Origin of the sequence: Bradyrhizobium sp. 134, assembly GCF_023074155.1 — a bacterium.
GTDB lineage: Bacteria > Pseudomonadota > Alphaproteobacteria > Rhizobiales > Xanthobacteraceae > Bradyrhizobium.
The window spans coordinates 749,426-771,785 of sequence record NZ_JADPKX010000034.1; the positions used below are offsets into that span (position 1 = coordinate 749,426).

Below are 22,360 nucleotides of genomic sequence, written 5' to 3' on the forward strand. Positions count from 1 at the left end.
GGGCTACCCCTCACCCCAACCCTCTCCCATCGCAAGTCGGGCCTGCCCGACTTGCGCCAATCACCAATGCGCAACCGGGGTAGACCCCGGTTGCGTGGGAGAGGGGGCGCAGCGGAGCAGGTGGCGCGAACCCGCCCACAAATGCAGAGCAGCAGGAGCGCAACCCCATGCTGACCATGATCGGCAAGCGCCTGATGTTCGCAATTCCCTCGCTGATCGGGGTCGTCATCGTCACTTTCCTGCTGACCCGCGCGCTGCCGGGCGATCCCGCCGCGTATTTCGCTGGGCCCGCCGCAACGAAGGAAGCCGTGGAGCAGATCCGGAAAAAACTCGGCCTCGACAAGCCGCTGATCGAGCAGTTCTTCCGCTACACCAACGATCTCGCCCATGGCGATTTCGGCAATTCGCTCACGACGGGCCAGCCGGTCGCAGCCGAGATCCGCAACCGCCTGCCGGCCTCCGCCGAGTTGACGCTGCTCGGCCTCATCGTCTCGGTCGTCATCGCGATTCCACTCGGCGTGCTGGCGGCGACGCGGCCGGGATCGTGGGTCGATCATCTCTGTCGCGTGACGACGACGGCCGGCGTCTCGCTGCCAGTGTTCTTCACCGGCCTCGTGCTGGTCTATGTCTTCTATTTCCGGCTCGGCTGGTCGCCCGCGCCGCTCGGCCGGCTCGATGTGTTCTACAGCGCGCCGCCGACGGTCACAGGCTTCTATCTGATCGACACCCTGATCGCGCGAGACTTCGAGGCGTTCCGCTCGGCATGCAGCCAGCTGATCCTGCCGGCGACGACGCTTGCGATCTTCTCGCTGGCGCCAATCGCGCGCATGACGCGCGCCTCGATGCTGGCGGTGCTGTCGTCGGAATTCGTTCGCACCGCGCGCGCCAGCGGCCTGTCCCCGGCAACCGTCATCGTCACCTATGCCTTCCGCAACGCGATGCTTCCGGTCATCACCACGCTGAGCATGGTGTTCTCGTTCCTGCTCGGCGCCAACGTGCTGGTGGAGAAAGTGTTCGCCTGGCCAGGCATTGGCTCCTATGCGGTCGAGGCGCTGATCTCGTCGGACTTCGCGCCGGTGCAGGGTTTCGTGCTGACCATGGCGGTGATGTACGTGCTGCTCAATCTGGTGATCGACATTCTCTATGGCGTGATCGATCCCCGCGTGCGGCTGGAGGGCTAATCATGAGCACCGTTGCGCCTGCTGTTGAACCCGTCGGTCCCGCGCGGACCTCAGGGTTCGTCGCGCTGCTCGACCAGACCCGCTACGTGCTCGGCGAGAACAAGGTCACCGGTTTTGCCTTCGCGCTGCTGATCGTGATCCTTCTTGCCGCGATCTTCGGCCCCTATGTGGTGCCATATGACCCGCTGGCGTCCGACACCGCGGCGTCGCTGAAGCCGCCGTCGGCCGCGCACTGGTTCGGCACCGACCAATTGGGCCGCGACATCTTCAGCCGCGTCGTGGTGGCGACGCGGCTCGATACGTTCATCGCGGTCGCCTCCGTCGCGCTGGTGTTCCTGATGGGCGGGCTCGCCGGCATCGCGGCCGGCTATTTCGGCGGCTGGACCGATCGCATCGTCGGCCGCATCGCCGACACCATCATGGCATTCCCGCTGTTCGTGCTCGCCATGGGCATCGTCGCCGCGCTCGGCAATACCGTGCAGAACATCATCCTGGCCACCGCCATCGTGAACTTTCCGCTCTATGCCCGCGTCGCGCGCGCCGAAGCGAACGTGCGCCGGAACGCCGGCTTCGTGCAGGCCGCGCGTCTGTCCGGCAACGGCGAATTCCGCATTCTCCTCGTGCATATCCTGCCGAACATCATGCCGATCATGATCGTGCAGATGTCGCTGACCATGGGCTACGCCATCCTCAATGCCGCCGGCCTCTCGTTTATCGGCCTCGGCGTCCGTCCGCCGACGGCGGAATGGGGCATCATGGTCGCCGAAGGCGCCGGCTTCATGGTGTCAGGCGAATGGTGGATCGCGCTATTCCCGGGCCTCGCTCTGATGATCGCCGTGTTCTGCTTCAACCTCCTCGGGGACGGCCTGCGCGACATCGTCGACCCCCAGCGGAGGACGTGATGGCGGGATTAGGCGTGAATTTCCGCTCAAACTTCTCCAATGATTTCAATCCCGTTCTACTGTGCATGGGGTTGTTTTCGACGTTTTTGTTTGGGAGGTGCCCATGACCGCCCAGCCGCTGCTCGACGTCCAGGACCTCACCGTCGAATTCACCACCCGCCGCGGCATCGTCAAGGCGGTGCAGCACGTCAACATCTCCGTTGCCAAGGGCGAGACGCTGGCGATCGTCGGCGAGTCCGGCTCCGGCAAGTCGGTGACGTCGTATGCGGTGATGCGCATCCTCGACCGCGCGGGGCGGATCGCCGAAGGCTCGGTGATGTTCTCGGGTATCGACGTCAAGGCCGCGACCGAAGACCAGATGCGCGATTTGCGCGGTCGCGAAGTCTCGATGATCTTCCAGAATCCGCGCGCCGCGCTCAACCCGATCCGGAAAGTCGGCGACCAGATCGAGGACGTGCTGCGCACCCATGTCCAGCAGGCCATGGTTTCGGACCGCGGCGAAAAGGCGATCGAGGCGCTGGAGCAGGTCAAGATCGCCCGCCCGCGCGAGCGCTATCATGCCTATCCGTTCGAATTGTCCGGCGGCATGTGCCAGCGCGTCGTCATCGCGCTCGCGCTCGCCTGCAATCCGCAACTGCTGATCGCGGACGAGCCGACGACCGGATTGGACGTCACCACGCAGAAGGCGGTGATGGATCTGATCGTCGAGCTGACCAAGCGCAAGGCAATGTCCACCATCCTGATCACGCATGACCTCGGCCTTGCCGCCGCCTATTGCGACCGCGTGGTGGTGATGGAGAAGGGCCGGGTGGTCGAGACCGCAAAGGCGGCCGACATCTTCGCCAACCCGCAGCACCCCTACACGAAGAAGCTGATGCGCGCGACGCCGCGCCTCGGCGTGAGCCTGCGGGATCTGTTGCCGGAGGAGGAAGGCGCAGCACTCGCCGCCACGAGCGCAGCATCCGCGGAATTGGCTCCGATCGTCCCGGCGGGCAAGACGCCCCTTCTCCTCATCGACAAGCTCGTCAAGGAATATCCCCGTCAGGGCGCCACTGCCACGCTCGGCAAACTGTTCGGCCGCAAGCCGCCGGTGGAGCCGGATGTGTTCCGCGCCGTCGACGGCATCAGCTTCTCGGTCGGTCACGGCGAGAGCGTCGGCCTGGTCGGCGAGTCCGGCTGCGGCAAATCGACCACATCGATGATGGTGATGCGGCTGCTGGACCAGACCTCGGGTCTGATCCAGTTCGACGGCGAGGACATCGGCGCCATCGCGCCCGCCGGCTTCGCGCGTCTGCCGCAGCGCAGCCGCATCCAGATGGTGTTCCAGGATCCGACCGACAGCCTCAACCCGCGCTTCACCGCCGTGCGCGCCATCGCCGATCCCATCATGCAGCTCGGCGAGATCAGGGGGCGCGACGCGCTCCGCGCTCGCTGCGAGGAACTCGCCACCATGGTGGGCCTGCCGCACAATCTGCTGGATCGCTTTCCGCACCAATTGTCGGGCGGCCAGAAGGCCCGCGTCGGCATCGCCCGCGCCATCGCCCTGCACCCGAAACTCGTCATCCTGGACGAGCCGACCGCCGCGCTCGACGTTTCGGTCCAGGCCGTGGTCCTCAATCTGCTCCAGGACCTCAAGGCGCGGCTAGGTATGAGTTATCTGTTCGTCTCGCATGATTTGAACGTAGTGCGCTTGTTGTGCGATCGTGTCATTGTCATGCGGTCGGGTCGAATCGTCGAGGAAGGGTCTTCCGAGAGAGTCTTGAGCGATCCGCAGGACGATTACACCAAGGAGCTGCTGACGGCGATCCCGCATCCGCCGCTGCAGACACAGGGCGCACACTGAGAGCTTGTTTGGGAGCGTGATGGCCGAACCGCTGGACGATTATATCGACGCTGTCACCAAAGCGTTGGCGTTGCCCGTCGAGGAAGCATGGAGGTCGTCCATACGCGCCAATCTTGAGGTCTCGCTGCGGCTCGGCCGCCTCGTCGACGAATTCGCGCTGCCGGACGAGACCGAGCCGGCGCCCGTGTTCACGGTCTGACGCCGCCATGACGACCAAGCCAGAGATGACGGCCTCCGAGATCGCGAGCGCGGTTGCCGGCCGCAAGATGTCCGCGCTCGATGCGACCGAAGCCGCACTTGCGCGCATCAAGCAGCACGACACCATCCTCAATGCGTTCACCGACGTCACCGCCGATCGCGCCCGCGCCAAAGCGCGCGCGATCGATGCCGATATCGCCGCCGCCAAGACCGTCGGCCCATTGGCCGGCGTGCCCTTCGCGGTCAAGAATTTGTTCGACGTCGCGGGCCTCGCCACGCGCGCAGGCTCGAAGATCAACCGAAACCGCGTGCCCGCCACGCGCGATGCCACGCTGATCGAGCGGATGGAAGCGGCCGGCGCCGTGCTGGTGGGTGCGCTCAACATGGGCGAATACGCCTATGACTTCACCGGGGAGAACGTCCATGACGGTCCCTCGCGCAATCCGCATGACACGACGCGGATGAGCGGCGGCTCCTCCGGCGGCTCGGGCAGTGCCGTGGGCGGCGCGCTGGTGCCGATCGCGCTCGGCTCCGACACCAACGGTTCGATCCGCGTGCCGTCCTCGTTCTGCGGCATCTTCGGCCTGAAGCCGACCTATGGCCGGCTCTCGCGTGCGCGCTCTTTCCCGTTCGTCGCGAGTCTCGATCATCTCGGCCCGTTCGCGCGCTGCGCCACCGATCTCGCGCTGGCCTATGACGCCATGCAGGGGCCGGATGCGGACGACGCCGCCTGTACCACCACACGTGGTCTGGAGCCGACGCTGCCGCTGCTCGCCAATCCGGTGTCGGACCTGCGCATCGCGATCGCCGGCGGGTACTTCCAAAGCAATTTGTTTCCGGAAGCCGTCGAAGCCGTCAGCCGCGTCGCCAAGGCGCTGGGCGCCACGCGCGTGGTGGACGTGCCGGAAGCCGCGCGTGCCCGCGCGGCGGCCTATGTCATCACCACCACAGAAGGCGCCTCGCTGCATCTCGATCGGCTGCGCAAGCGACCGAACGATTTCGATCCCGCCGTGCGCGACCGGCTGATCGCGGGCGCCATGGTGCCGGCGCCGCTGGTCGACCGCGCGCAAAAATTCCGCCGCTGGTATCGCGCGCAGCTCGCGGAGATTTTCAAATCCGTCGACGTGCTGATCGCGCCCGCGACGCCCTGCACCGCGCCGAAACTCGGCCAGGTCAATTTCAATCTCGGTGGCGTCGAGCTGCCGGTGCGCGCCAATATCGGCCTCCACACCCAGCCGATCTCCTTCATCGGCCTCCCCGTAGTCGCCGTGCCAGTGCCGCTCGAGCCGCTGCCGATCGGCGTGCAGATCATCGCCGCGCCCTGGCGCGAGGACATCGCGCTGCGCGTCGCGTACGCGTTGGAGAAGATGGGCGTCGCCGCCGCGCCCAGCCCAAGAGGATTTTGAGATGGAGATCGATCTCCCTGACGTGATCGCGGACGTCAAAGCCGCGTTCGAGCGTTATGAGCAGGCCCTGATCACCAACGACGTCGCGGTGCTCGGCGAGCTCTTCCGCAACGATCCCCGCACGCTGCGCTATGGCATCGGCGAGAACCTCTACGGCTATGAAGCGATCTCCGGCTTTCGCGCCGGGCGCTCGCCGGTCGGCCTCAATCGCCGCACCGCGAAAACCGTGATCACCAGCTATGGCCGCGACACCGCGGTCGCCTCCACCCTGTTCTATCGCGACACGATGCCGAGCAAGGTCGGCCGGCAGATGCAGACCTGGGTAAAGTTCCCGGAGGGCTGGCGCGTCGTCGCCGCCCATGTCAGCATCATCGACGAGTCGAAAGAGACCTGACCGTATGACGCTTGACGATCTTCCGCCCGGAGCGCTGCCGGCCGAACCGGCGGTGCCGCGTGTCGACCGGGCGTCGCCATCAGCGCACAAGGTCACGCGCGCCGAGGAGCTGCGCCTGCAGCTCGCCGACGAGATCGTGCGCGGAGCTCTGCCACCCGGTGCGCCGCTTGACGAGACCGACATTGCGCGCCGCTTCAGCGTTTCGCGCACGCCGGTGCGGGAAGCACTGCGCCAGCTCGTGGCAAGCGGCCTGGTCGAAGCGCGTGCTCATCGCGGCGCGGTGGTGGCGCAGCCCTCGTTCGAGCGGCTGACGGGCATGTTCGAGGCGATGGCGGAGCTGGAAGCGCTGTGCGCGGGCCTTGCCGCCGAACGCATGTCAGCCGCCGAGCGTCACGGTCTGGAAGCCATCCACGAAGAGCTGCGGGTGTTGAGCTACGCCGGCAACCCCGATCGCTTCCACGAGGTCAACGAGCGCTTCCACAATGCGATCTATGCGGGATCGCAGAACGGCTACATCGCCGAGATCACGCTGGCGACGCGCGTGCGCGTGCAGCCGTTCCGCCGCGCCCAGTTCCGCAATCTCGGACGTCTCGCCAAGTCGCAAGCGGAACACGATCGCGTCGTCGTCGCCATCATGCGCGGCGACAAGCAGGGCGCCGCCGCCGCGATGCGTGCGCATATCGAGCTGGTGCGGGGGGAGTACGAGATCTACGCGGTGTCGGTTTAGGGCCGCGCGCACGGTGCCGTAGGGTGGGCAAAGGCGCAAAGCGCCGTGCCCACCATCTACCCAAGCTGACGGTGATGGTGGGCACGCTTCGCTTTGCCCGCCCTACGAGACCTACGCTGTCGCAGCTTCCGCCATATACTTCCGCCAGCCGCCATACGCGGTGATGTCGCGAGCCTCGCCCAGCACCTCGGGCTCGACGAGAAATCCCTTCACACTGCGGCCATCCGCCAGCCGCACGGTGCCGATCGCCATCGGCGCGGGAATCGCGTTGACGAACTTGCCGAAGGCGGACGACGACAGCGACCAGATCTCCAGCTCGATCGACGCGCCCTTGCCGGCCTCGACGCGCAGCATGCCCGGCTTCGGCGGCGTGGTCTTCAATGCGTAGAGCTTGTAGTCCGCCGCGGTCCTGGTCGCCTCGATCAGCTGGCCGTTCAGCGCTTTCAACTCGCTGTTCAGCACCATGCCGGACAGATGCGCGCCGACTACGGCGATGGGAATCTCGTCGCTGCTATCAGCGGCAAGCGGCGCCAGCGCGGGTTGCGCCACGCCCTTTGCGCCAAGCGTCAGTTTGGTATCGGCATGGAACACGCGCCCGATGCTGGCGAGCAGCGCATCGTGTCCGGTGGGAGCAAGGAGCGTGATGCCGAACGGGATGCCGTCGGCACGCATCGCCGCCGGCAGCGCGAGACCGCAGAGGTCGAGCAGATTGACAAAGTTGGTGTAGGTGCCGAGCCGGCTGTTGAGCTCGACCGGATTGGCCAGCACTTGCGCGGTCGTATAGGCCGTCGGCGCCGTCGGCAGCACCAGCGCGTCGATATTGGTGAAGGTGCGTTCGGCGATCTTGCGCAGGCCCTGCAGACGATAGAGCGCGGAGAAGGTGTCCGCCGCCGTCAACCGCGCACCGGCCGCGGTGATCTCGCGCGTCACAGGATGGATGGCATCCGGCGCGGATGCCAGCAGGTCGCGGATCACGAGATAGCGCTCCGTGACCCACGGTCCCTCGTAGAGCAGTCGGGCCGTCTCATAGAACGGCTCGAGGTCGAACTCGACGAGCGTTGCGCCAAGCGCGGTCCAGCGCTTCAGCGCCTCGGCGTAAGCCGCTTCCGCCTTCTTGTCGCCGAAGAAGATCAGCTGTCCGCTGCGCGGCACGCCCAGGCGCAGGTTTGCCGGGAGCGGGGTGATCGCGCCAAGCGGCCGGTCGCGCGAGAACGGATCGGCCTGATCGGGACCTGCCATCACGGAGAGCGCCAGCGCGGCGTCGTCCACGGTCAGCGCGAACACCGAGATACAGTCCAGCGTCCGGCACGCCGGCACCAGGCCAGCGGTCGAAATCATGCCGAGGCTCGGCTTGAGACCGACGATGTTGTTGAGCATCGCCGGCACGCGGCCGCTGCCGGCGGTGTCGGTACCTAACGACAGTGGCACCAGCCCGGCGCCGACGGCGGCGGCCGATCCCGAGCTTGATCCGCCGGGAATGAGGTCATCGCGGATCGCGTTCCTGGGGATGCCGTAGGGCGAGCGCACGCCGACAAGGCCGGTTGCGAACTGGTCGAGATTGGTCTTGCCGATGATGATCGCGCCGGCGGCGCGCAGCCGCGCAACCGCGGTCGAATCGTGCGTCGGGATGTACGAGAAGGCCGGGCACGCCGCGGTGGTCGGAAATCCCAGCGCGTCGATATTGTCCTTCACCACCACCGGCACGCCATAGAGCCGCAGGCTGGCGGCCTCCTTGGTGGCGAGCTTCTCGGCCTCGGCGATCGCGTCCTTTTCGTCGCGCAGGCTGATGAAGACGGCGGGATCATTGTGGTCGCGGATGCGCTGATAGGTGCGTGCGACCGTCTGCGCCGGTGTGAGCGTGCCCGCGCGATGCGCGGCCACGATCGCGGCGATCGTTTCAGGCTGCTCAGCCCCCATTTCAGCCTTCATGGCGACAAATCTCCGGCAACGTCTCTTCACCCCGATCGAAGCAAGCGATGTGCCATTGTGTACAGAATCCGGGCAGGACAAGTGCTGCGGATATTACCGAGAGATCAGAGGCTTGTGGGATATTTCGAGCGCTGGCGGAGCTTCGTGTCAGCGCCCTGTTACGAGCATTTGCGCAAATAATGGGCAGCTCAACGGGCCTGAGCTTGCGCCCCAACAATTGTCATGGCCAACATGCAGGCCAACGTGGTCCGCGACGAGGCTGCGGCCGATCCCGGCTTCCGGGCGAGGAGGAAACCATGACAACCGCCCCTCGCGGTGATGCTGCGAGCCTGTTCGCGACACCCAGAACCGTTGCCGAGCATCGCGCCGACGGTGGCATCGTGCTGCGCTCGCCCGAGCCGCTGCGCGAAGGCGCGCGCTGTATCGGCGACTGGCTGGAGCAATGGGCGCGGCAGAGGCCCGATACGATTTTCCTCGCGGAGCGCAGCAGTGCCGAATTGCCATGGACCACCGTCACCTATGCGCAGGCGCTGCGCCAGGTGCGCGCGGCAGCGTCGTGGATTCTAGCGCAAGGTCTCAGTCCGGAGCGCCCGCTCGCGATCCTCTCCGACAACAGCATCGATCATGCGCTGCTGGCACTGGCGGTCCAGCATGTCGGCGTGCCCTCGGCGGCGATCTCGCCGGCCTATTCCCTGATGTCGAAGGATTTCGACAAGCTCAAGAGCATGATCACGCTGCTTGAGCCCGCCGCAATCTATGTCTCTGCGACCAAGCCGTTTGCGGCGGCGCTGGCCGCGATCAAGCCTCTGCATAGCGCGCAGATCATCAGCGGCAATGCAGACGATGCCGATGCGCTGGCCTTCCGCACCATCGCGGCAACGCCCGAGAGCGCCGACGTCGCAAAGGCCTTCGCCGCGGTGACGCCCGCGACGATCGCAAAGCTCCTGTTCACTTCGGGCTCGACCGGCACGCCGAAGGCGGTCATCAACACCCAGCGCATGCTGACGTCCAGCCAGCAGGCCAAGGCCCAGACGTGGACCTTTCTCGAACAGGCGCGCGAGGATCTCGTCATTCTCGACTGGCTGCCCTGGAGCCACACGTTCGGCGCCAACCACAATTTCAATCTCGTGCTGCGCAATGGCGGCTCGCTCTATATCGACGGCGGCAAGCCGGCGCCCGGCCTGTTTGCGACGTCCCTTGCCAATCTCAAAAGCGTGATGCCGACGGTCTATTTCAACGTGCCGCGCGGCTTCGACATGTTGATCACGGCGCTGTGCGCAGACGAGGAGCTGTGTCGCCGCTTCTTCAGCGAGGTGAAATTCGCGTTCTACGCAGGGGCTGCGCTGCCGCAGAATCTCTGGGACGCGCTGGAAGAACTCTCCGTCAAGACCGTTGGCCGCGCGATGCCGATGGTCTCGGCGTGGGGCTCGACCGAGACGTCGCCGCTGGCGACCGACTGCCATTTCCTCGCGGAGCGCTCGGGCAATATCGGCGTGCCCATCCCCGGCACCGAATTGAAGCTCGTCACCTCCGGCGACAAGCTGGAGGTGCGCGTGCGCGGCCCCAACGTCACGCCGGGCTATTGGAAGGCGCCGGAGCTGACCAGGCAGGCGTTTGACGACGAGGGCTTTTATCTCATTGGTGATGCCGTGAAGTTCGCCGATGCGAACCGGCCTGAGCGCGGCCTGTTCTTCGATGGCCGTGTCGCGGAGGACTTCAAGCTCAATTCCGGCACTTGGGTCAGCGTCGGCACGCTGCGCCTCGCTGGCATCGCCGCGCTGGCGCCGCTCGCGCAGGACATCGTCGTCACCGGCCATGGCGGCGACGAGGTGCGCTTCCTGGTGTTCCCGAACATCGCCGCGTGCCGCGCGCATGCCGGCTTGCGCGAGACCGCGGACGTGAACGAATTGCTCGCGCATGACAAGGTCAGAGCCGCGATCGCGCAGGGTCTGGCGAAACTCAAGCAACACGGCGCCAACTCCTCCGGCCACGCCACGCGCGCCCTGCTGCTCGTCGAGCCGCCATCGGTGGACGGCGGCGAGATCACCGACAAGGGCTACATCAACCAGCGCGCGGTGCTGACGCGCCGCGCCGATGCGCTGGCGCGGTTGGATGACGATGTCTCGGGTGAGTGGATCGGTCTGTAGCAGTTGAAACGGCAGCTCTTCGCATTAGGTGGGCGGCCGTAGGCCTCCTCTCGCAATAACGGGCTGAAAACAGCTCGCCGTTAGGCCAGCTGCCCTGCCGCATTATCCTGCATGATTCTTTTGTTGCCTAAGCAACTAATTTGTGCGAACCAGTTCCAGGCTGGGATGACGGCGGGAGGAACCGCCGCGTCGGATTCTGGAGGACGCAATGCTCGGCAGAGAGAGTGCCGCCGGCGAATGCCGGCGCATGCCTGGACATGAGAGAGGCCCGCGTACCGCGCGTGCTCCGTCAGGTCTCAGTGCTGCCGGTCACCGCGCCGAGATTTTCGTGCAGGCGGCGCAACAGCTCGATCAGCACCTCGCGCTCGTCCTTGTCCAGGCAAGACAACAGGCGCCGTTCGCGCTCGAATGCCGCGACGATCACCTTGTCATGGGTGGTGCGGCCCTTCGCCGTCAGCGAGATCGAATGGGTGCGCCCGTCCTTGGGATCGGTGCGGATCGACACCAGCCCGCGCTTTTCCAGGCCGGCCAGCGTCCGGCTCACCGGGCCCTTGTCGAAACCGATGACATGGCAGATGCGCGAGGCCGGAATGCCGGGCTCGATCGCCAGCAGCGACATGATCCGCCATTCCGTGACGTTGACGCCGAACTCTCGCTGATAGAACGCGGTGGCGCTGTTCGAGAGCTTGTTGGCGATGAAGGTGATGAACGCGGGGACGTAGCGGTCGAGATCGAGCGTCGGTCCGGTCTCGGCGGGCGCAGGTTTTTGGCGGGCTCTGGTCGAAGACGGCGGCATGTCGGGATTCTGTCTCGCGGCGTGTCTGGAGACCTAAAGGTAAGCGCGGCCCTTTCACAAGATCAAAATGAGGGACGACTTCAATGAGCACTTCCAGCTCCCCGGAAATCAACGGTTCGTCGGCCGTCCGGCATCTCGACGTCGATCCCTTCGCGATGGACTTTTTTGCCGACCCCTATCCGACGCATGAGCTGCTGCGAGAGGCGGGACCGGTCGTCTATCTCGACAAGTGGAACGTCTATGGCGTGGCGCGCTATGCCGAAGTTCATGCCGTGCTGAACGATCCCGCGACCTTCTGCTCGAGCCGCGGCGTCGGCCTGTCCGACTTCAAGAAGGAGACGCCGTGGCGGCCGCCAAGCCTGATCCTCGAAGCCGATCCACCCGCGCACGCCCGCACCCGCGCCGTGCTCTCGAAGGTGCTGTCGCCGACGGTGATGAAGGGGCTCCGCGACCGCTTTGCCGCGGCAGCGGAAGAGCGTGTGGACGCTTTGCTGGAGAAGCGCAGCTTCGATGCCATCACGGACCTCGCCGAAGCCTATCCGCTGTCGATCTTCCCGGATGCGCTCGGGCTGAAGCCTGAGGGACGCGAGAATCTCATTCCCTATGCGAGCGTGGTGTTCAACGCCTTCGGCCCGCCGAACCAGTTGCGCAACGAGGCGATCGCGCGCTCGGCGCCGCACCAGGCCTATGTTACCGAGCAGTGCCAGCGGGACAACCTCACGCCCGGCGGCATCGGCGCCTGCATCCACGCTCATGTCGACGAGGGTGCCATCACCGCGACCGAAGCGCCGCTGCTGGTGCGTTCGCTGCTGTCGGCGGGCCTCGACACCACCGTCAACGGCATCGGTGCAGCGGTCTACTGTCTCGCGCGCTTCCCGGAGCAGTGGCAGCGCTTGCGCGGCGATTTCACGCTGGCGCGCAACGCTTTCGAGGAGGCCGTCCGTTTTGAAAGTCCGGTGCAGACCTTCTTCCGCACGACAACGCGCGAGGTCGATCTGTCAGGCGCGACCATCGGTGAGGGCGAGAAGGTGTTGATGTTCCTGGCGGCTGCCAATCGCGATCCGCGGCGCTGGGACAAGCCGGACAGCTACGACGTCACCCGCCGCACGTCGGGCCATGTCGGCTATGGCTCAGGTATTCACATGTGCGTCGGTCAGCTGGTCGCGCGGCTCGAGGGCGAGACAATGCTCGCTGCTCTGGCCCGCCGGATCGCGAAGATCGAGATCACGGGCGAGCCACAGCGCCGTTTCAACAACACGCTGCGCGGGCTCGACAGCCTGCCTGTAACCATCACGCTGGGCTGACGCTGCCGGCATCGGAAATAATCAATACGACAGGGGAGGGACCAATGAAGAACTTGAAGTGGACGCTTGCGCTGGCCGCGAGCCTGATTGGCGGCGCGGCAAATGCCGAGATCTCCGACAATGTCGTGCGCGTCGGCGTGCTCAACGACATCTCCGGCATCTTCCAGGATACCAACGGCATGGGCTCGGTCGAGGCCGCGCGGATGGCCGCTGAGGACTTCAACGGCGGCGGCAAAGGCATCAAGGTCGACATCGTCTACGCCGATCACCAGAACAAGGCCGATGTCGGCAACGCCATCGCGCGCAAATGGCTCGATGTCGAGGGCGTCGACGCCATTGTCGACGTGCCGAATTCGGCGGTCGGCCTCTCCATCAACACGCTGCTGCGCGGCAGCCGCATGACGTTTCTCGCATCATCTACCGCGAGCTCCGATCTCACCGGCAAGGCCTGCTCGCCCAACACCATCCAGTGGGTCAACGACGCCTGGGCGACCGGCAACACCACGGCGGCCGCGATGATGTCGCGCGGCGGCAAGGACTGGTATTTCCTCACGGTCGATTACGCGCTCGGCAAGGGCATCGAGGCGGAAGCCCAGAAATACATCGAGGCGCATGGCGGCAAGGTGTTGGGCTCCAGCAAGCATCCGCTCGGCACGTCCGACTTCGCGTCGTTCCTGTTGCAGGCGCAGAGCTCCAAGGCCCAGGTGATCGGGCTCGCCAATGCCGGCGGCGACACCATCAACGCGGTGAAGCAGGCGGCCGAGTTCGGGATCCAGCAGGGCGGACAAAAGCTCGTCGCCTTCCTGCTCTTCATCAACGACGTCCACGGCATGGGCATCAAGGTCGCGCAAGGGCTTCAGCTCATGGAGGCCTTCTACTGGGACATGAACGACGATACCCGCGCCTTCGCCAAGCGGTTCGCGGCGCGGCCCGGCATGAACGGCAAGATGCCGAGCGGAAACCAGGCCGGGGTCTATGCCTCCACGCTCGCTTATCTCAACGCGGTCGCCGCCACCGGCAGCGACAATGCCAAGGATGCCGTGCCCGAGATGAAGAAGTTCAAGGGCAAGGACAAGCTGTTCGGCGACACCACGATTCGCCAGGACGGTCGCGTCGTGCATCCGATGTATTTGTTCGAGGTGAAGAAACCGGAGGAGTCGAAATATCCGTACGATTATTACAAGCTGGTTTCGACGATTGCCGCGGAGCAGGCGTTTCGACCGTTGGCGGATGGTGGGTGCGAGTTGGTGAAGTAGGGGCGGCGAGCGCGCGTCACTTAACCTCTCCCCGTAAGAACGGGGAGAGGGAGAAGAAGCCCTACACCACCTTACTACTCCCCTGCGTGATCAGCCGCGCTGCCCGCTGGTCGCGGGCGTAGATCCAGAGCCAGCTCAGGGCGACGCTGAGGCGGTGGCGCAAGCCGATCAGGAAGTAGATGTGGGCAATGCCCCAGATCCACCACGCGATGGTGCCGCGCAGCTTGATGCGGCCGAAGTCGATCACCGCGAGCCGCTTGCCGATCTGCGCGAGGCTGCCGGAGTGCTTGTAGCGGAACGGGCCGGTCGGCTCTTTGCGCAGCCGGGCCTTGATGGTCTCGGCCACGTGACGGCCCTGCTGCTTGGCGGCGGGCGCGATGCCGGGCACGGGCTTGCCGTCCCAGGCGTTGATCAAAACGGTATCGCCGATCGCAAAGATTTCGGGATGATCGGGGATCGTAAGATCGTCTTCGACCTGCACGCGCCCGGCACGATCGGCCGGTGCGCCCAGCCACTCGGCCACGGGCGAGGCGCGCACGCCGGCGGCCCAGATTCGTGTCTTGGCTTCGAGCAGCTTGCCGCCGAACACCACGCCCTCGCGATTGATCTCGGTGACGGCCTGTCCGAGCACGACCTCGACACCGATTTTCTCCAGCGAGGCCTGCGCGTAGGCCGAAAGGTCATCGGGGAAGCCTGCGAGCACGCGCGGACCCGCCTCGATCAGCACCACGCGGGCCTTATGCGTGTCGATGTTGCGGAAGTCGGCGGGCAGTGTGTGATGCGCCATCTCCGCGATGGTACCGGCGAGCTCGACGCCGGTGGGGCCGGCGCCGACGATGACGAAAGTCAGCCGCGCCGCGCGCTTTTCCGGATCGGTCTCGCGCTCGGCGCGCTCGAACGCCACCAGGATGTGACGGCGCAGCGTCGTCGCGTCCTCCAGCGTCTTCAGGCCCGGCGCGAACTGCTCCCATTCGTCGTGGCCGAAATAGGCGTGCCGCGCACCGGTGGCGAGCACCAGCGTGTCGTAAGGCACCTCGCTGCCGTCGTCGATCAGCACGCAGCGCCTGTCGGCATCGACGCCGCTGACGGTCGCAAACAGCGTCGTCACATCGCGCCGGTCGCGCATCAGGTGCCGGACCGGCCATGCGATCTCGCTGGTGGCGAGCGAGGCGGTCGCGACCTGGTAGAGCAGCGGTTGGAACAAATGATGGTTGCGGCGATCGATCAGCGTGATCTCGACCGGGCTGCCGGCGAGCCGGTAGGTCGTCTCCAGCCCGCCGAAGCCGGCTCCGACGATGACGACGCGGTGCGGTGTCGTGGTCATGATGCGCCCCTCCGAATCTCGCGGCTCTGTCCTCATCTAAACGCTGATCGGGCGCCGCGGTCCAATAGCCCTCATCAATCGCTGAATAGGCATGGCGTATCGATATCCCGCGAAAAAGCGCCGCAGCCCTCGCCGAAGTGAGTAGAACTATATTTCTTGCCATTAACGATCCGGGCGAAATATGGTGCAGGGCGGGCGCTGAGCCATTGGCGGCGCGACAGATTTTGCGTTCAATAGAGATGACCCGGGGCGGCAATCACCCCGCTTCCGGGCATAATAATATGGAGGGGAGTGGTTATGAGGACGGCATTCTGGCTGGCGGGCGCAGCGGCGCTGGTGCTGGCAGGCCCGGCATCCGCCGGCGACACCATCAAGATCGGATTCGTTTCGACCTTCAGCGGCCCGACCGCCGTGATCGGCAACGACATGCGCAACTCGTTCGAGCTCGCGCTGGATCACATCGGCCGCAAGATGGACGGCAAGCCGGTCGAGGTGATTTACGAGGACGACGGACAGAAGCCCGACGTCGGCAAGCAGAAGACCGAGAAGCTGGTGCAGTCCGACAAGGTCGACTTCATCGTCGGCTACATCTGGTCGAACGTGCTGCTGGCCTCGCTCAAGACCGCCGTGGATTCGCAGACCATCCTGATCTCGGCCAATGCCGGTCCGTCGCAGCTCGCCGGCGAGCTCTGCTCGCCTTATGTGTTCTCGACCTCCTGGCAGAACGACCAGACGCCGGCCGCCATGGGCCTCTACATGAACCAGAAGGGCGTCAAGAGCGTCTTCTTGATCGGCCCGAACTACGCCGCCGGCAAGGACATGCTCGCGGGCGTGAAGAGCACGTTCAAGGGCGAGGTCAAGGGCGAGGAATACACGGTCTGGCCGAGCCAGCTCGACTTCTCCGCCGAGCTCTCCAAGGCGCGCGCCTCGGGCGCCGAGTCGATCTTCGTGTTCTATCCGGGTGCAGCCGGCGTGCAGTTCCTCAACCAATATGCGCAGGCCGGGCTGAAGAGCACGATGCCGCTCTACACGGCGTTCACCGTCGACGAGCTGTCGCTGCCGCTGCAAAAGGAGAACGCGCTCGGCGTTCCCGGCGCGCAGGAATGGGTGAATGATCTGCCCAACGAGCAGAACAAGCGCTTCGTCGCCGACTATCGCAAGAAGTACCCCGGCCTGCGCCCGACCTATTATGGCGCGCAAGCCTATGACGCGGCCCAGCTCATCAACAGCGCGGTGGTCGCGGTGAAGGGCGACACCAGCAAGAAGGACGCGATGAAAGCCGAGATGGAGAAGGCCAACTTCAAGTCGCTACGCGGCCCCTTCAAGTACGGCAAGAACCACATCCCGGTGCAGAACTTCTATCTCCAGGACGTGGTCAAGGACGGCGAAGGCCAGCTCTCGCTGAAGACGGTCGCGACCATCGTTGAAAACGACCAGGATCGCTTCCACGACAAATGCGCGATGAAGTGAGTCCGGGCGAGCTCTCTCTCCTCCCTCGCCCCGTTCTTACGGGGAGAGGGTTGGGGTGAGGGCTGCCTCTGCGGGCAGCCCTGTCGCCGCACTCTCATGCTCCCTCCACGTCATTGCGAGCGCAGCGAAGCAATCCAGAATCTTTCCGTGGAAAGACTCTGGATTGCTTCGTCGCTTCGCTCCTCGCAATGACGGCCTCGGTAGAGACTACACCCGCGGCATACTCACAGGCCGCACCTCGCGCGCTTGCGCCGCGAGCCTGATCCCGGCATTGGCCGCGCCGAAGCCGTGGTAGTCCCGTCGCTCCACGATCTCGAAGAAGAAACGCTCGTCGAAGATGTGGGTGTAGACCTGAAAGAACTCCCCGTCGCCTTCGCGGTCGTAGAGAATGTGGTTGGCGCGCAGCTGCGCCATCAGCTCGGGCGCGAGGTCGTATTTGGCTTCGATGTCGTCGTAGTAATTATCCGGGATATCCAAAAAATCCGCGCCGCGCTTGCGCATCTCCGCGACCGCCGCGAAAATGTCCCGGCACGTGAACGCGACGTGCTGCACGCCCGAGCCGAAAAACTCCGAGATGAAGCGGGCCGGCAGCGTGCGGTTGGCGGATGAGCCGTTGAGCACGAAGCGCAGGCTCTGGTCGCCGTTGACGACGGCCTGGCTTTGCACGAGGCCCCTGGGATCGGCGATCTCCATCTGCGGCAGCCGCTTGAGGTCGAGGATGCCGGTGTAGAACAGCAGCCATGACAGCATCTCGTCATAGGGCATCGACTGCGCGATGTGATCGACGGCCAGCAGGGCGTCCGCGCGAGCGTCGCTCGGGACTTGTTCGAAATCCGTGTCCCAGTTCTTGCCGGCTTGGTCGAGGAAATACAGCAGGCTGCCGCCGACGCCGTGGATTGCGGGAATCTCGAGCTCGCCCGGTCCGACAGGCTGGTAGAAGGTGCGCGCTTTCAGTGTTTCGGCGCGCTGCATGACGAGGCCGGCATTGTCGACGTCGAGCGCGATGGCGCAGACGCCGGGGCCATGCGTCACGTAGTGCGAATGCGCAAAGCCGTCGGTCTCGGAGTTGACGACGAGCTCGACCTTGCCTTGCGACCAGCGCTCCACCGCCTTGCTGCGATGCTTGCCGGTCTTGCGGAAACCGAGTTGCGCGAGCAGGCGGGCGAGTTCGCCGGCCTTGGTTTCGTTGACGGCAAACTCGATGAAGCCCGTGCCGCGACTTCTGGGCTTCGGCGCCAAGGGCTCGCTGATGAGCTTTGGCCAATCCGGTGCAAGCTGGTCTTCCAGCAGGATCAGCGAACGCAGGCCGTCGACCGCGGTCTGCACGGCCGAGCCGGCGCGGAATTGGTCGTTGAAGATCTCCAGCGACAGCGGTCCGGCATAGCCGGTTGCCGCGATCGCCGCCATGAACTCGCCGACCGGCAAGTCGCCCTGGCCGGGAAAGGAGCGGAAGTGCCGGCTCCACGACAAGATGTCGAGCTCGAGCTTCGGCGCGTCCGCAAGCTGGACCAGGAAGATCTTGTCGCCGGGGATCGAGGCCATCGCGCGGACCGGAAAGCCGGGGGCCAGTGCGTGAAAGCTGTCGAGGATGACACCGATCGCGGGGTGATCGGCGCGCCGTACGATTTCCCATGCATCGCGGTAATCGTTGACGTGGCGTCCCCAAGCCAATGCCTCGTAGCCGACCCGCAAAGACCGTTTGGCCGCGCGCTCGCCAAGCTCGCGAAAATCATCCGCGGCGCGGTCGATGCCGCCGAGCGAGGCCGGCGACACGTTGGAGCAGATCAGCAGCAGGTCAGTGCCGAGCTCCTGCATCAGGTCGAACTTGCGCTCGGCGCGGGCAAAGTTGCGCGAACGCTGCGGCTCCGGCATGCCCTCGAAATCGCGGAACGGCTGAAACGCGCAGATCTCGAGATTGAGGTCCTTGCAGAGTTTTGCGATGTCGCGCGGGCCGGCGCCGAACGACAGCAGATCGTTCTCGAAAATCTCGACCGCGTCGAAGCCTGCAGACGCGATGGCGCGGAGCTTCTCGTCAAGGGCGCCGGAGAGAGAGACCGTTGCGATCGAGCGTTTACTCATGCTGCGTTGTCCTCCATCGCGCCGCCCAGGAACAATTGTCCGATGCGGGGATCATTCAATATGCGCTTCGCGCCGTCGATCATCCGGGTCTGGCCGAGCTCGAGCACGATGCCGATGTCGGAAATCTCCAGTGCCGAGCGTGCGTTCTGCTCGATCATCAGAATGGTGACACCGCGGTCGCGCAGGGATTGCAGGATGTCGAAAGTCTGCTGCACCATCAGCGGCGACAGGCCGATCGAGGGCTCGTCGATCAGAACGAGCTTCGGTTCGAGCAGCAGCGAGCGGGCGATTTCGAGCTGTTTCTGCTCGCCGCCGGACAGCGTGGAGGCCTGCTGCGTCGATTTCCGCCGCAGCGCCGGGAACAGGTCGAGCGCGGCCTCGATCCGGCTCCGCAGGTCGATGCCCTTGCCGGCGGAAACTCCGCCGAGCTCGATATTGTGGCGCACCGACAGTTCGGGAAAGATGTTGCGGCCCTGCGGCACGTAGCAGATGCCGGCATTGAGCAGCGCGCGCTGGCCCAAATGGGTGACGTCGCGGCCGGCGAAGTTGATCTTGCCCTCGCGCAGCTTGAGCAGGCCGAAGATCGCCTTGAACACGGTGGACTTGCCGGCGCCGTTCGGGCCGATGATGGTGGTGATGGTGGCCTGCGGCACGGCGAAGGTGGTGCCGTTCAGGATCGTCATCTTGCCGTAGCCGCCGACGAGATTGTGAACCGAGAGGATCGGATCGCTCATGGCTGGTTCCTCAATGTCCTAGATAGGCTTCGATCACGGCGGGGTTCTTTCGGACCTCGTCGGGCCGTCCCATCGCCAGCACCTTGCCTTCCGCCATCACCATCACGCGCGAGCACAGCGACATCACGAATTCCATGTTGTGCTCGATCACGACGAAGGTGGCGTTCTTCTCGCGGTTGATCGCGACCAGGCGGTCCTTCAGGTCAGCGAGCATCGACGGGTTGACGCCGCCGGCTGGCTCGTCGAGCAGCACCAGCCGCGGTCCGCCCATGAAGGCCATGGCGGCGTCGAGCAGTTTTTGCTGGCCATAGGAGAGCCCGCCGGCCGGCTCGTCGGCGAGATGATCGAGCTTGAAAAAGCCGATCATCTGGTTGGCGGCCTCCGTCAGTCCGGCATCGGAGCGGCCGACCAGGCGCGAGGCCATGCTGCCCTGGTGCTCCTGTCCCGCGAGGATCAGGTTCTCGCGCACCGAGAGTTTTGGGAACACCTGCAGGAGCTGGAAGGTGCGGCTGACCCCGAGCTTGTTGAGCTCGGCGGGGCGCAAGCCCGTGACGACCTTGCCGTCGAGCTTGACCTCGCCGCCGCTCGGCGTGAGCTGGCCGAGGATGCAGTTGAACAGGGTCGACTTGCCGCAGCCGTTCGGTCCGATCAGCCCGAGGATCTCGCCTTCGCGGACGTCGAAAGAGACGCCGCCGACGGCGCTGATGCCGCCAAAGTTCTTCTTGATGTCGGTGACTTCGAGGACCGCGCTCATTGCACCGTCTCCAGCCGGGACTTTGCGACGGCGCGCTGGGCGGAGGCCACCTTGGTACGGCGTTCGGCGAGGTAGCGGTCGAGGATTCCCAAGATTCCGGTCGGCGACCAGATCAGCAGCCCCATCACCGCGATCGCGTAGAGCATCAGATAATAGCCCTCGGTGAAACGCAGCCATTCCGGCAACAGCACGGCGATCATCGCGCCGAGGAACGGACCGAGGAAGAAGCCGGCACCGCCGACGATCACCATCATCAGGAGGTCGAGCGAGAGCGACAGGTTGAACGGCACGGGATCGATATATTGCGTCAGCGGCGCATAGAGCGCGCCGGCGACCCCGCCGAGCGCCGAGCCGATCGCGAACGCCATCAGCGTATAGCGGCGCGTGTCGACGCCCAGCGACTGCGCCCGCAGCGGGTTTTCGCGCAGCGCCATGAAGGCGCGGCCCCAGGGCGAGCGGATCAGCCACCACACCGCGAGCGACACGATCGCGAGCGAGCCGAGACAGACATAGTAGAACGGCAGCGGCTTGTTGGCCGCGATGCCGAAGATGTGCGGACGCGGAATGTTGGAGATGCCGTAGATGCCGCCGGTGAGCCAGCTCTCGTTGCGAAACACCAGGAAGGCCAGCGTGGAGAAGGCGAGCGTGACGAAGGCCAGGTAATGGTGCTGCACCCGCAGCGCGGGATAGCCGAGCATCCAGCCGACCGCGAAGCTCAAGGCGATCGCAACGACGATCGCCGCCGGCAGCGGCCAGCCATGGGTGGTCATGATTGCCGCGGCGTAGGCGCCGATGCCGACGAAGGCGCCCTGTGCCAGCGAGACCTGGCCGGCATAACCGAGCGTGAGGTTGAGGCCCATTGCGGCGATGGCCATCACCGCCCATTGGCTCAGGATGAACAGGCCATAGCGGTTGAAGTTCATGGGGACGACGATCAGCGCAGCGATGACGATGAGGCCGAACGCGATCTTGAGAGGTTTGGCGAAGCCACTCATACGGTGCGCTCCTCGGCGCGACCGAGCAGGCCCTGCGGCCGGAACAGGATGACGGCGATCAGGAAGATCATCGGCACGGCGGCGCGGTACTGCGTCGAGACATAGGCGGCCGCGAGATTGTCGAGCACGCCGATCAGGAGACCGCCTGCGATCGCGCCGCGCACCTGATTGAACCCGCCGACGATCGCGGCGATGAAGGCAGCCTGGCCCAGCACCTCGCCGGACGTGAATTTCGCGAGATAAATCGGCGTGATCAACAGCGAGGCGAGAGCGACCAGGAACGCGTTGATCAGGAAGGTCAGGAGAATCATCCGCTCGACCGGAACGCCGATGATGCGCGCCACGGTCGGATTCTGCGCCGCCGCCTGCATCTGGTGGCCGAGCGAGGTGCGGTTGAGAAGCGCGGTCAAGCCGAAGACGGCAACGATAGCGAGGACGAGGACGCCGATGCTTTGCAGCGAGACGGCATGGCCGAGGATGGAGACGTCCCCGGTCGGCACGATTGAGGGGAAGGGTGAGGCTTCGGCGCTGAAGAACTGTTTTGCGGCCTCCTTGAGGCCGATCGCGAGCGCCATGGTCGCGATCGCGAGCGGCAGCACGCCGTGACGCATCATCGGATCCACCAGCAGCATCTTGAAGGCGAGGCCGAGCAGGAGCATCGAGAGCAGGATACCGAGGATGATCGCGAGCCAGAACGGCGCGCCGGCATGCATCGCCGCCAGCATCAGGAACGCCGGCAGCATCACGAACTCGCCTTGCGCGAAATTGATGGTCTGCGAGGTCTGCCACAGCAGCGTGAAGCCGACCGCGACCAGCGCATAGATCGCGCCGGTGGCAAGTCCCGCGACCAGAAGATCGAACAGATTGGACATTTTCCCCTCTCGGCGCGCTGTCTTCTCCCTCTCCCCACTCTCTTTCTTC

At 65.2% G+C, this 22,360-nt stretch carries 19 protein-coding genes; 11 read left to right on the top strand and 8 right to left on the bottom strand.

Annotation, left to right across the window (positions count from 1 at the left end):
• Nucleotides 1–167: 167 nt before the first annotated feature.
• The 7 genes from IVA75_RS13125 (at nucleotide 168) to IVA75_RS13155 (ending at nucleotide 6,651) form a co-directional block, all read left to right on the top strand.
• The gene (locus IVA75_RS13125) at nucleotides 168–1,181 is read left to right on the top strand and encodes an ABC transporter permease (RefSeq protein WP_018456013.1); all 1,014 of its coding nucleotides are present in this window, start codon (nucleotides 168–170) and stop codon (nucleotides 1,179–1,181) included.
• Between the two features lie 2 nt (nucleotides 1,182–1,183).
• Nucleotides 1,184–2,083 (top strand): ABC transporter permease, encoded by a 900-nt coding sequence (locus IVA75_RS13130; RefSeq protein ID WP_027565936.1) that lies wholly within the window; start codon nucleotides 1,184–1,186, stop codon nucleotides 2,081–2,083.
• A 103-nt stretch (nucleotides 2,084–2,186) separates the two neighbouring features.
• Nucleotides 2,187–3,926 carry an ABC transporter ATP-binding protein gene (locus IVA75_RS13135; protein ID WP_247285281.1) on the top strand — a complete coding sequence of 580 codons (1,740 nt, stop codon included), beginning with the start codon at nucleotides 2,187–2,189 and terminating at the stop codon, nucleotides 3,924–3,926.
• A gap of 19 nt (nucleotides 3,927–3,945) precedes the next feature.
• On the top strand, nucleotides 3,946–4,125 hold the full coding sequence (locus IVA75_RS13140) for a DUF4089 domain-containing protein (RefSeq protein ID WP_007615797.1): 180 nt from the start codon (nucleotides 3,946–3,948) through the stop codon (nucleotides 4,123–4,125).
• A 7-nt stretch (nucleotides 4,126–4,132) separates the two neighbouring features.
• The gene (locus tag IVA75_RS13145; RefSeq protein ID WP_247285282.1) at nucleotides 4,133–5,530 is read left to right on the top strand and encodes an AtzE family amidohydrolase; all 1,398 of its coding nucleotides are present in this window, start codon (nucleotides 4,133–4,135) and stop codon (nucleotides 5,528–5,530) included.
• Between the two features lies 1 nt (nucleotide 5,531).
• The gene (gene hpxZ / locus IVA75_RS13150; RefSeq protein WP_247285283.1) at nucleotides 5,532–5,924 is read left to right on the top strand and encodes an oxalurate catabolism protein HpxZ; all 393 of its coding nucleotides are present in this window, start codon (nucleotides 5,532–5,534) and stop codon (nucleotides 5,922–5,924) included.
• A 4-nt stretch (nucleotides 5,925–5,928) separates the two neighbouring features.
• Nucleotides 5,929–6,651: a GntR family transcriptional regulator gene (locus tag IVA75_RS13155; RefSeq protein WP_027565933.1), complete on the top strand. Its 723-nt coding sequence runs from the start codon at nucleotides 5,929–5,931 to the stop codon at nucleotides 6,649–6,651.
• 111 nt (nucleotides 6,652–6,762) lie between these two features.
• Here IVA75_RS13155 and atzF read toward each other — a convergent pair whose 3' ends face one another.
• The gene (gene atzF, locus IVA75_RS13160; RefSeq protein ID WP_247285284.1) at nucleotides 6,763–8,580 is read right to left on the bottom strand and encodes an allophanate hydrolase; all 1,818 of its coding nucleotides are present in this window, start codon (nucleotides 8,578–8,580) and stop codon (nucleotides 6,763–6,765) included.
• Nucleotides 8,581–8,876: 296 nt separating this feature from the next.
• Between atzF and IVA75_RS13165 the strand changes: the two genes are divergently transcribed.
• Nucleotides 8,877–10,727 (top strand): feruloyl-CoA synthase, encoded by a 1,851-nt coding sequence (locus IVA75_RS13165; protein ID WP_247285285.1) that lies wholly within the window; start codon nucleotides 8,877–8,879, stop codon nucleotides 10,725–10,727.
• 289 nt (nucleotides 10,728–11,016) lie between these two features.
• Here IVA75_RS13165 and IVA75_RS13170 read toward each other — a convergent pair whose 3' ends face one another.
• Nucleotides 11,017–11,523 (bottom strand): MarR family winged helix-turn-helix transcriptional regulator, encoded by a 507-nt coding sequence (locus tag IVA75_RS13170; RefSeq protein ID WP_247285286.1) that lies wholly within the window; start codon nucleotides 11,521–11,523, stop codon nucleotides 11,017–11,019.
• 83 nt (nucleotides 11,524–11,606) lie between these two features.
• Between IVA75_RS13170 and IVA75_RS13175 the strand changes: the two genes are divergently transcribed.
• Nucleotides 11,607–12,827, top strand: coding sequence for a cytochrome P450 (locus tag IVA75_RS13175; protein ID WP_247285287.1), 1,221 nt, complete (start codon nucleotides 11,607–11,609; stop codon nucleotides 12,825–12,827).
• A gap of 44 nt (nucleotides 12,828–12,871) precedes the next feature.
• The gene (locus tag IVA75_RS13180; protein WP_247285288.1) at nucleotides 12,872–14,083 is read left to right on the top strand and encodes an ABC transporter substrate-binding protein; all 1,212 of its coding nucleotides are present in this window, start codon (nucleotides 12,872–12,874) and stop codon (nucleotides 14,081–14,083) included.
• A 61-nt stretch (nucleotides 14,084–14,144) separates the two neighbouring features.
• On the opposite strand, the gene IVA75_RS13185 is transcribed toward IVA75_RS13180, so the two are convergent.
• The gene (locus IVA75_RS13185) at nucleotides 14,145–15,407 is read right to left on the bottom strand and encodes an NAD(P)/FAD-dependent oxidoreductase (protein WP_247285289.1); all 1,263 of its coding nucleotides are present in this window, start codon (nucleotides 15,405–15,407) and stop codon (nucleotides 14,145–14,147) included.
• 297 nt (nucleotides 15,408–15,704) lie between these two features.
• On the opposite strand from IVA75_RS13185, the gene IVA75_RS13190 reads away from it, so the two are divergent.
• Nucleotides 15,705–16,877, top strand: a complete 1,173-nt coding sequence (locus tag IVA75_RS13190) for an ABC transporter substrate-binding protein (protein ID WP_027514457.1) — start codon at nucleotides 15,705–15,707, stop codon at nucleotides 16,875–16,877.
• A 207-nt stretch (nucleotides 16,878–17,084) separates the two neighbouring features.
• Here the strand turns inward: IVA75_RS13190 and IVA75_RS13195 are convergent, their stop codons facing one another.
• Genes IVA75_RS13195 through IVA75_RS13215 form a run of 5 tightly spaced genes read right to left on the bottom strand, consistent with a single transcriptional unit; the run spans nucleotide 17,085 to nucleotide 22,311 of the window.
• Nucleotides 17,085–18,956 (bottom strand): sugar phosphate isomerase/epimerase and 4-hydroxyphenylpyruvate domain-containing protein, encoded by a 1,872-nt coding sequence (locus IVA75_RS13195; RefSeq protein ID WP_247285290.1) that lies wholly within the window; start codon nucleotides 18,954–18,956, stop codon nucleotides 17,085–17,087.
• Nucleotides 18,953–19,690: an ABC transporter ATP-binding protein gene (locus IVA75_RS13200; protein WP_247285291.1), complete on the bottom strand. Its 738-nt coding sequence runs from the start codon at nucleotides 19,688–19,690 to the stop codon at nucleotides 18,953–18,955. Before IVA75_RS13200 ends, IVA75_RS13195 begins: the two co-directional genes overlap by 4 nt.
• Before the next feature lie 10 nt (nucleotides 19,691–19,700).
• Nucleotides 19,701–20,444 carry an ABC transporter ATP-binding protein gene (locus tag IVA75_RS13205; RefSeq protein WP_027565923.1) on the bottom strand — a complete coding sequence of 248 codons (744 nt, stop codon included), beginning with the start codon at nucleotides 20,442–20,444 and terminating at the stop codon, nucleotides 19,701–19,703.
• A complete protein-coding gene (locus IVA75_RS13210) occupies nucleotides 20,441–21,439 on the bottom strand; it encodes a branched-chain amino acid ABC transporter permease (protein ID WP_247285292.1) in 999 nt (332 codons plus the stop codon). Before IVA75_RS13210 ends, IVA75_RS13205 begins: the two co-directional genes overlap by 4 nt.
• A complete protein-coding gene (locus IVA75_RS13215) occupies nucleotides 21,436–22,311 on the bottom strand; it encodes a branched-chain amino acid ABC transporter permease (protein ID WP_247285293.1) in 876 nt (291 codons plus the stop codon). Before IVA75_RS13215 ends, IVA75_RS13210 begins: the two co-directional genes overlap by 4 nt.
• Nucleotides 22,312–22,360: the final 49 nt, after the last annotated feature.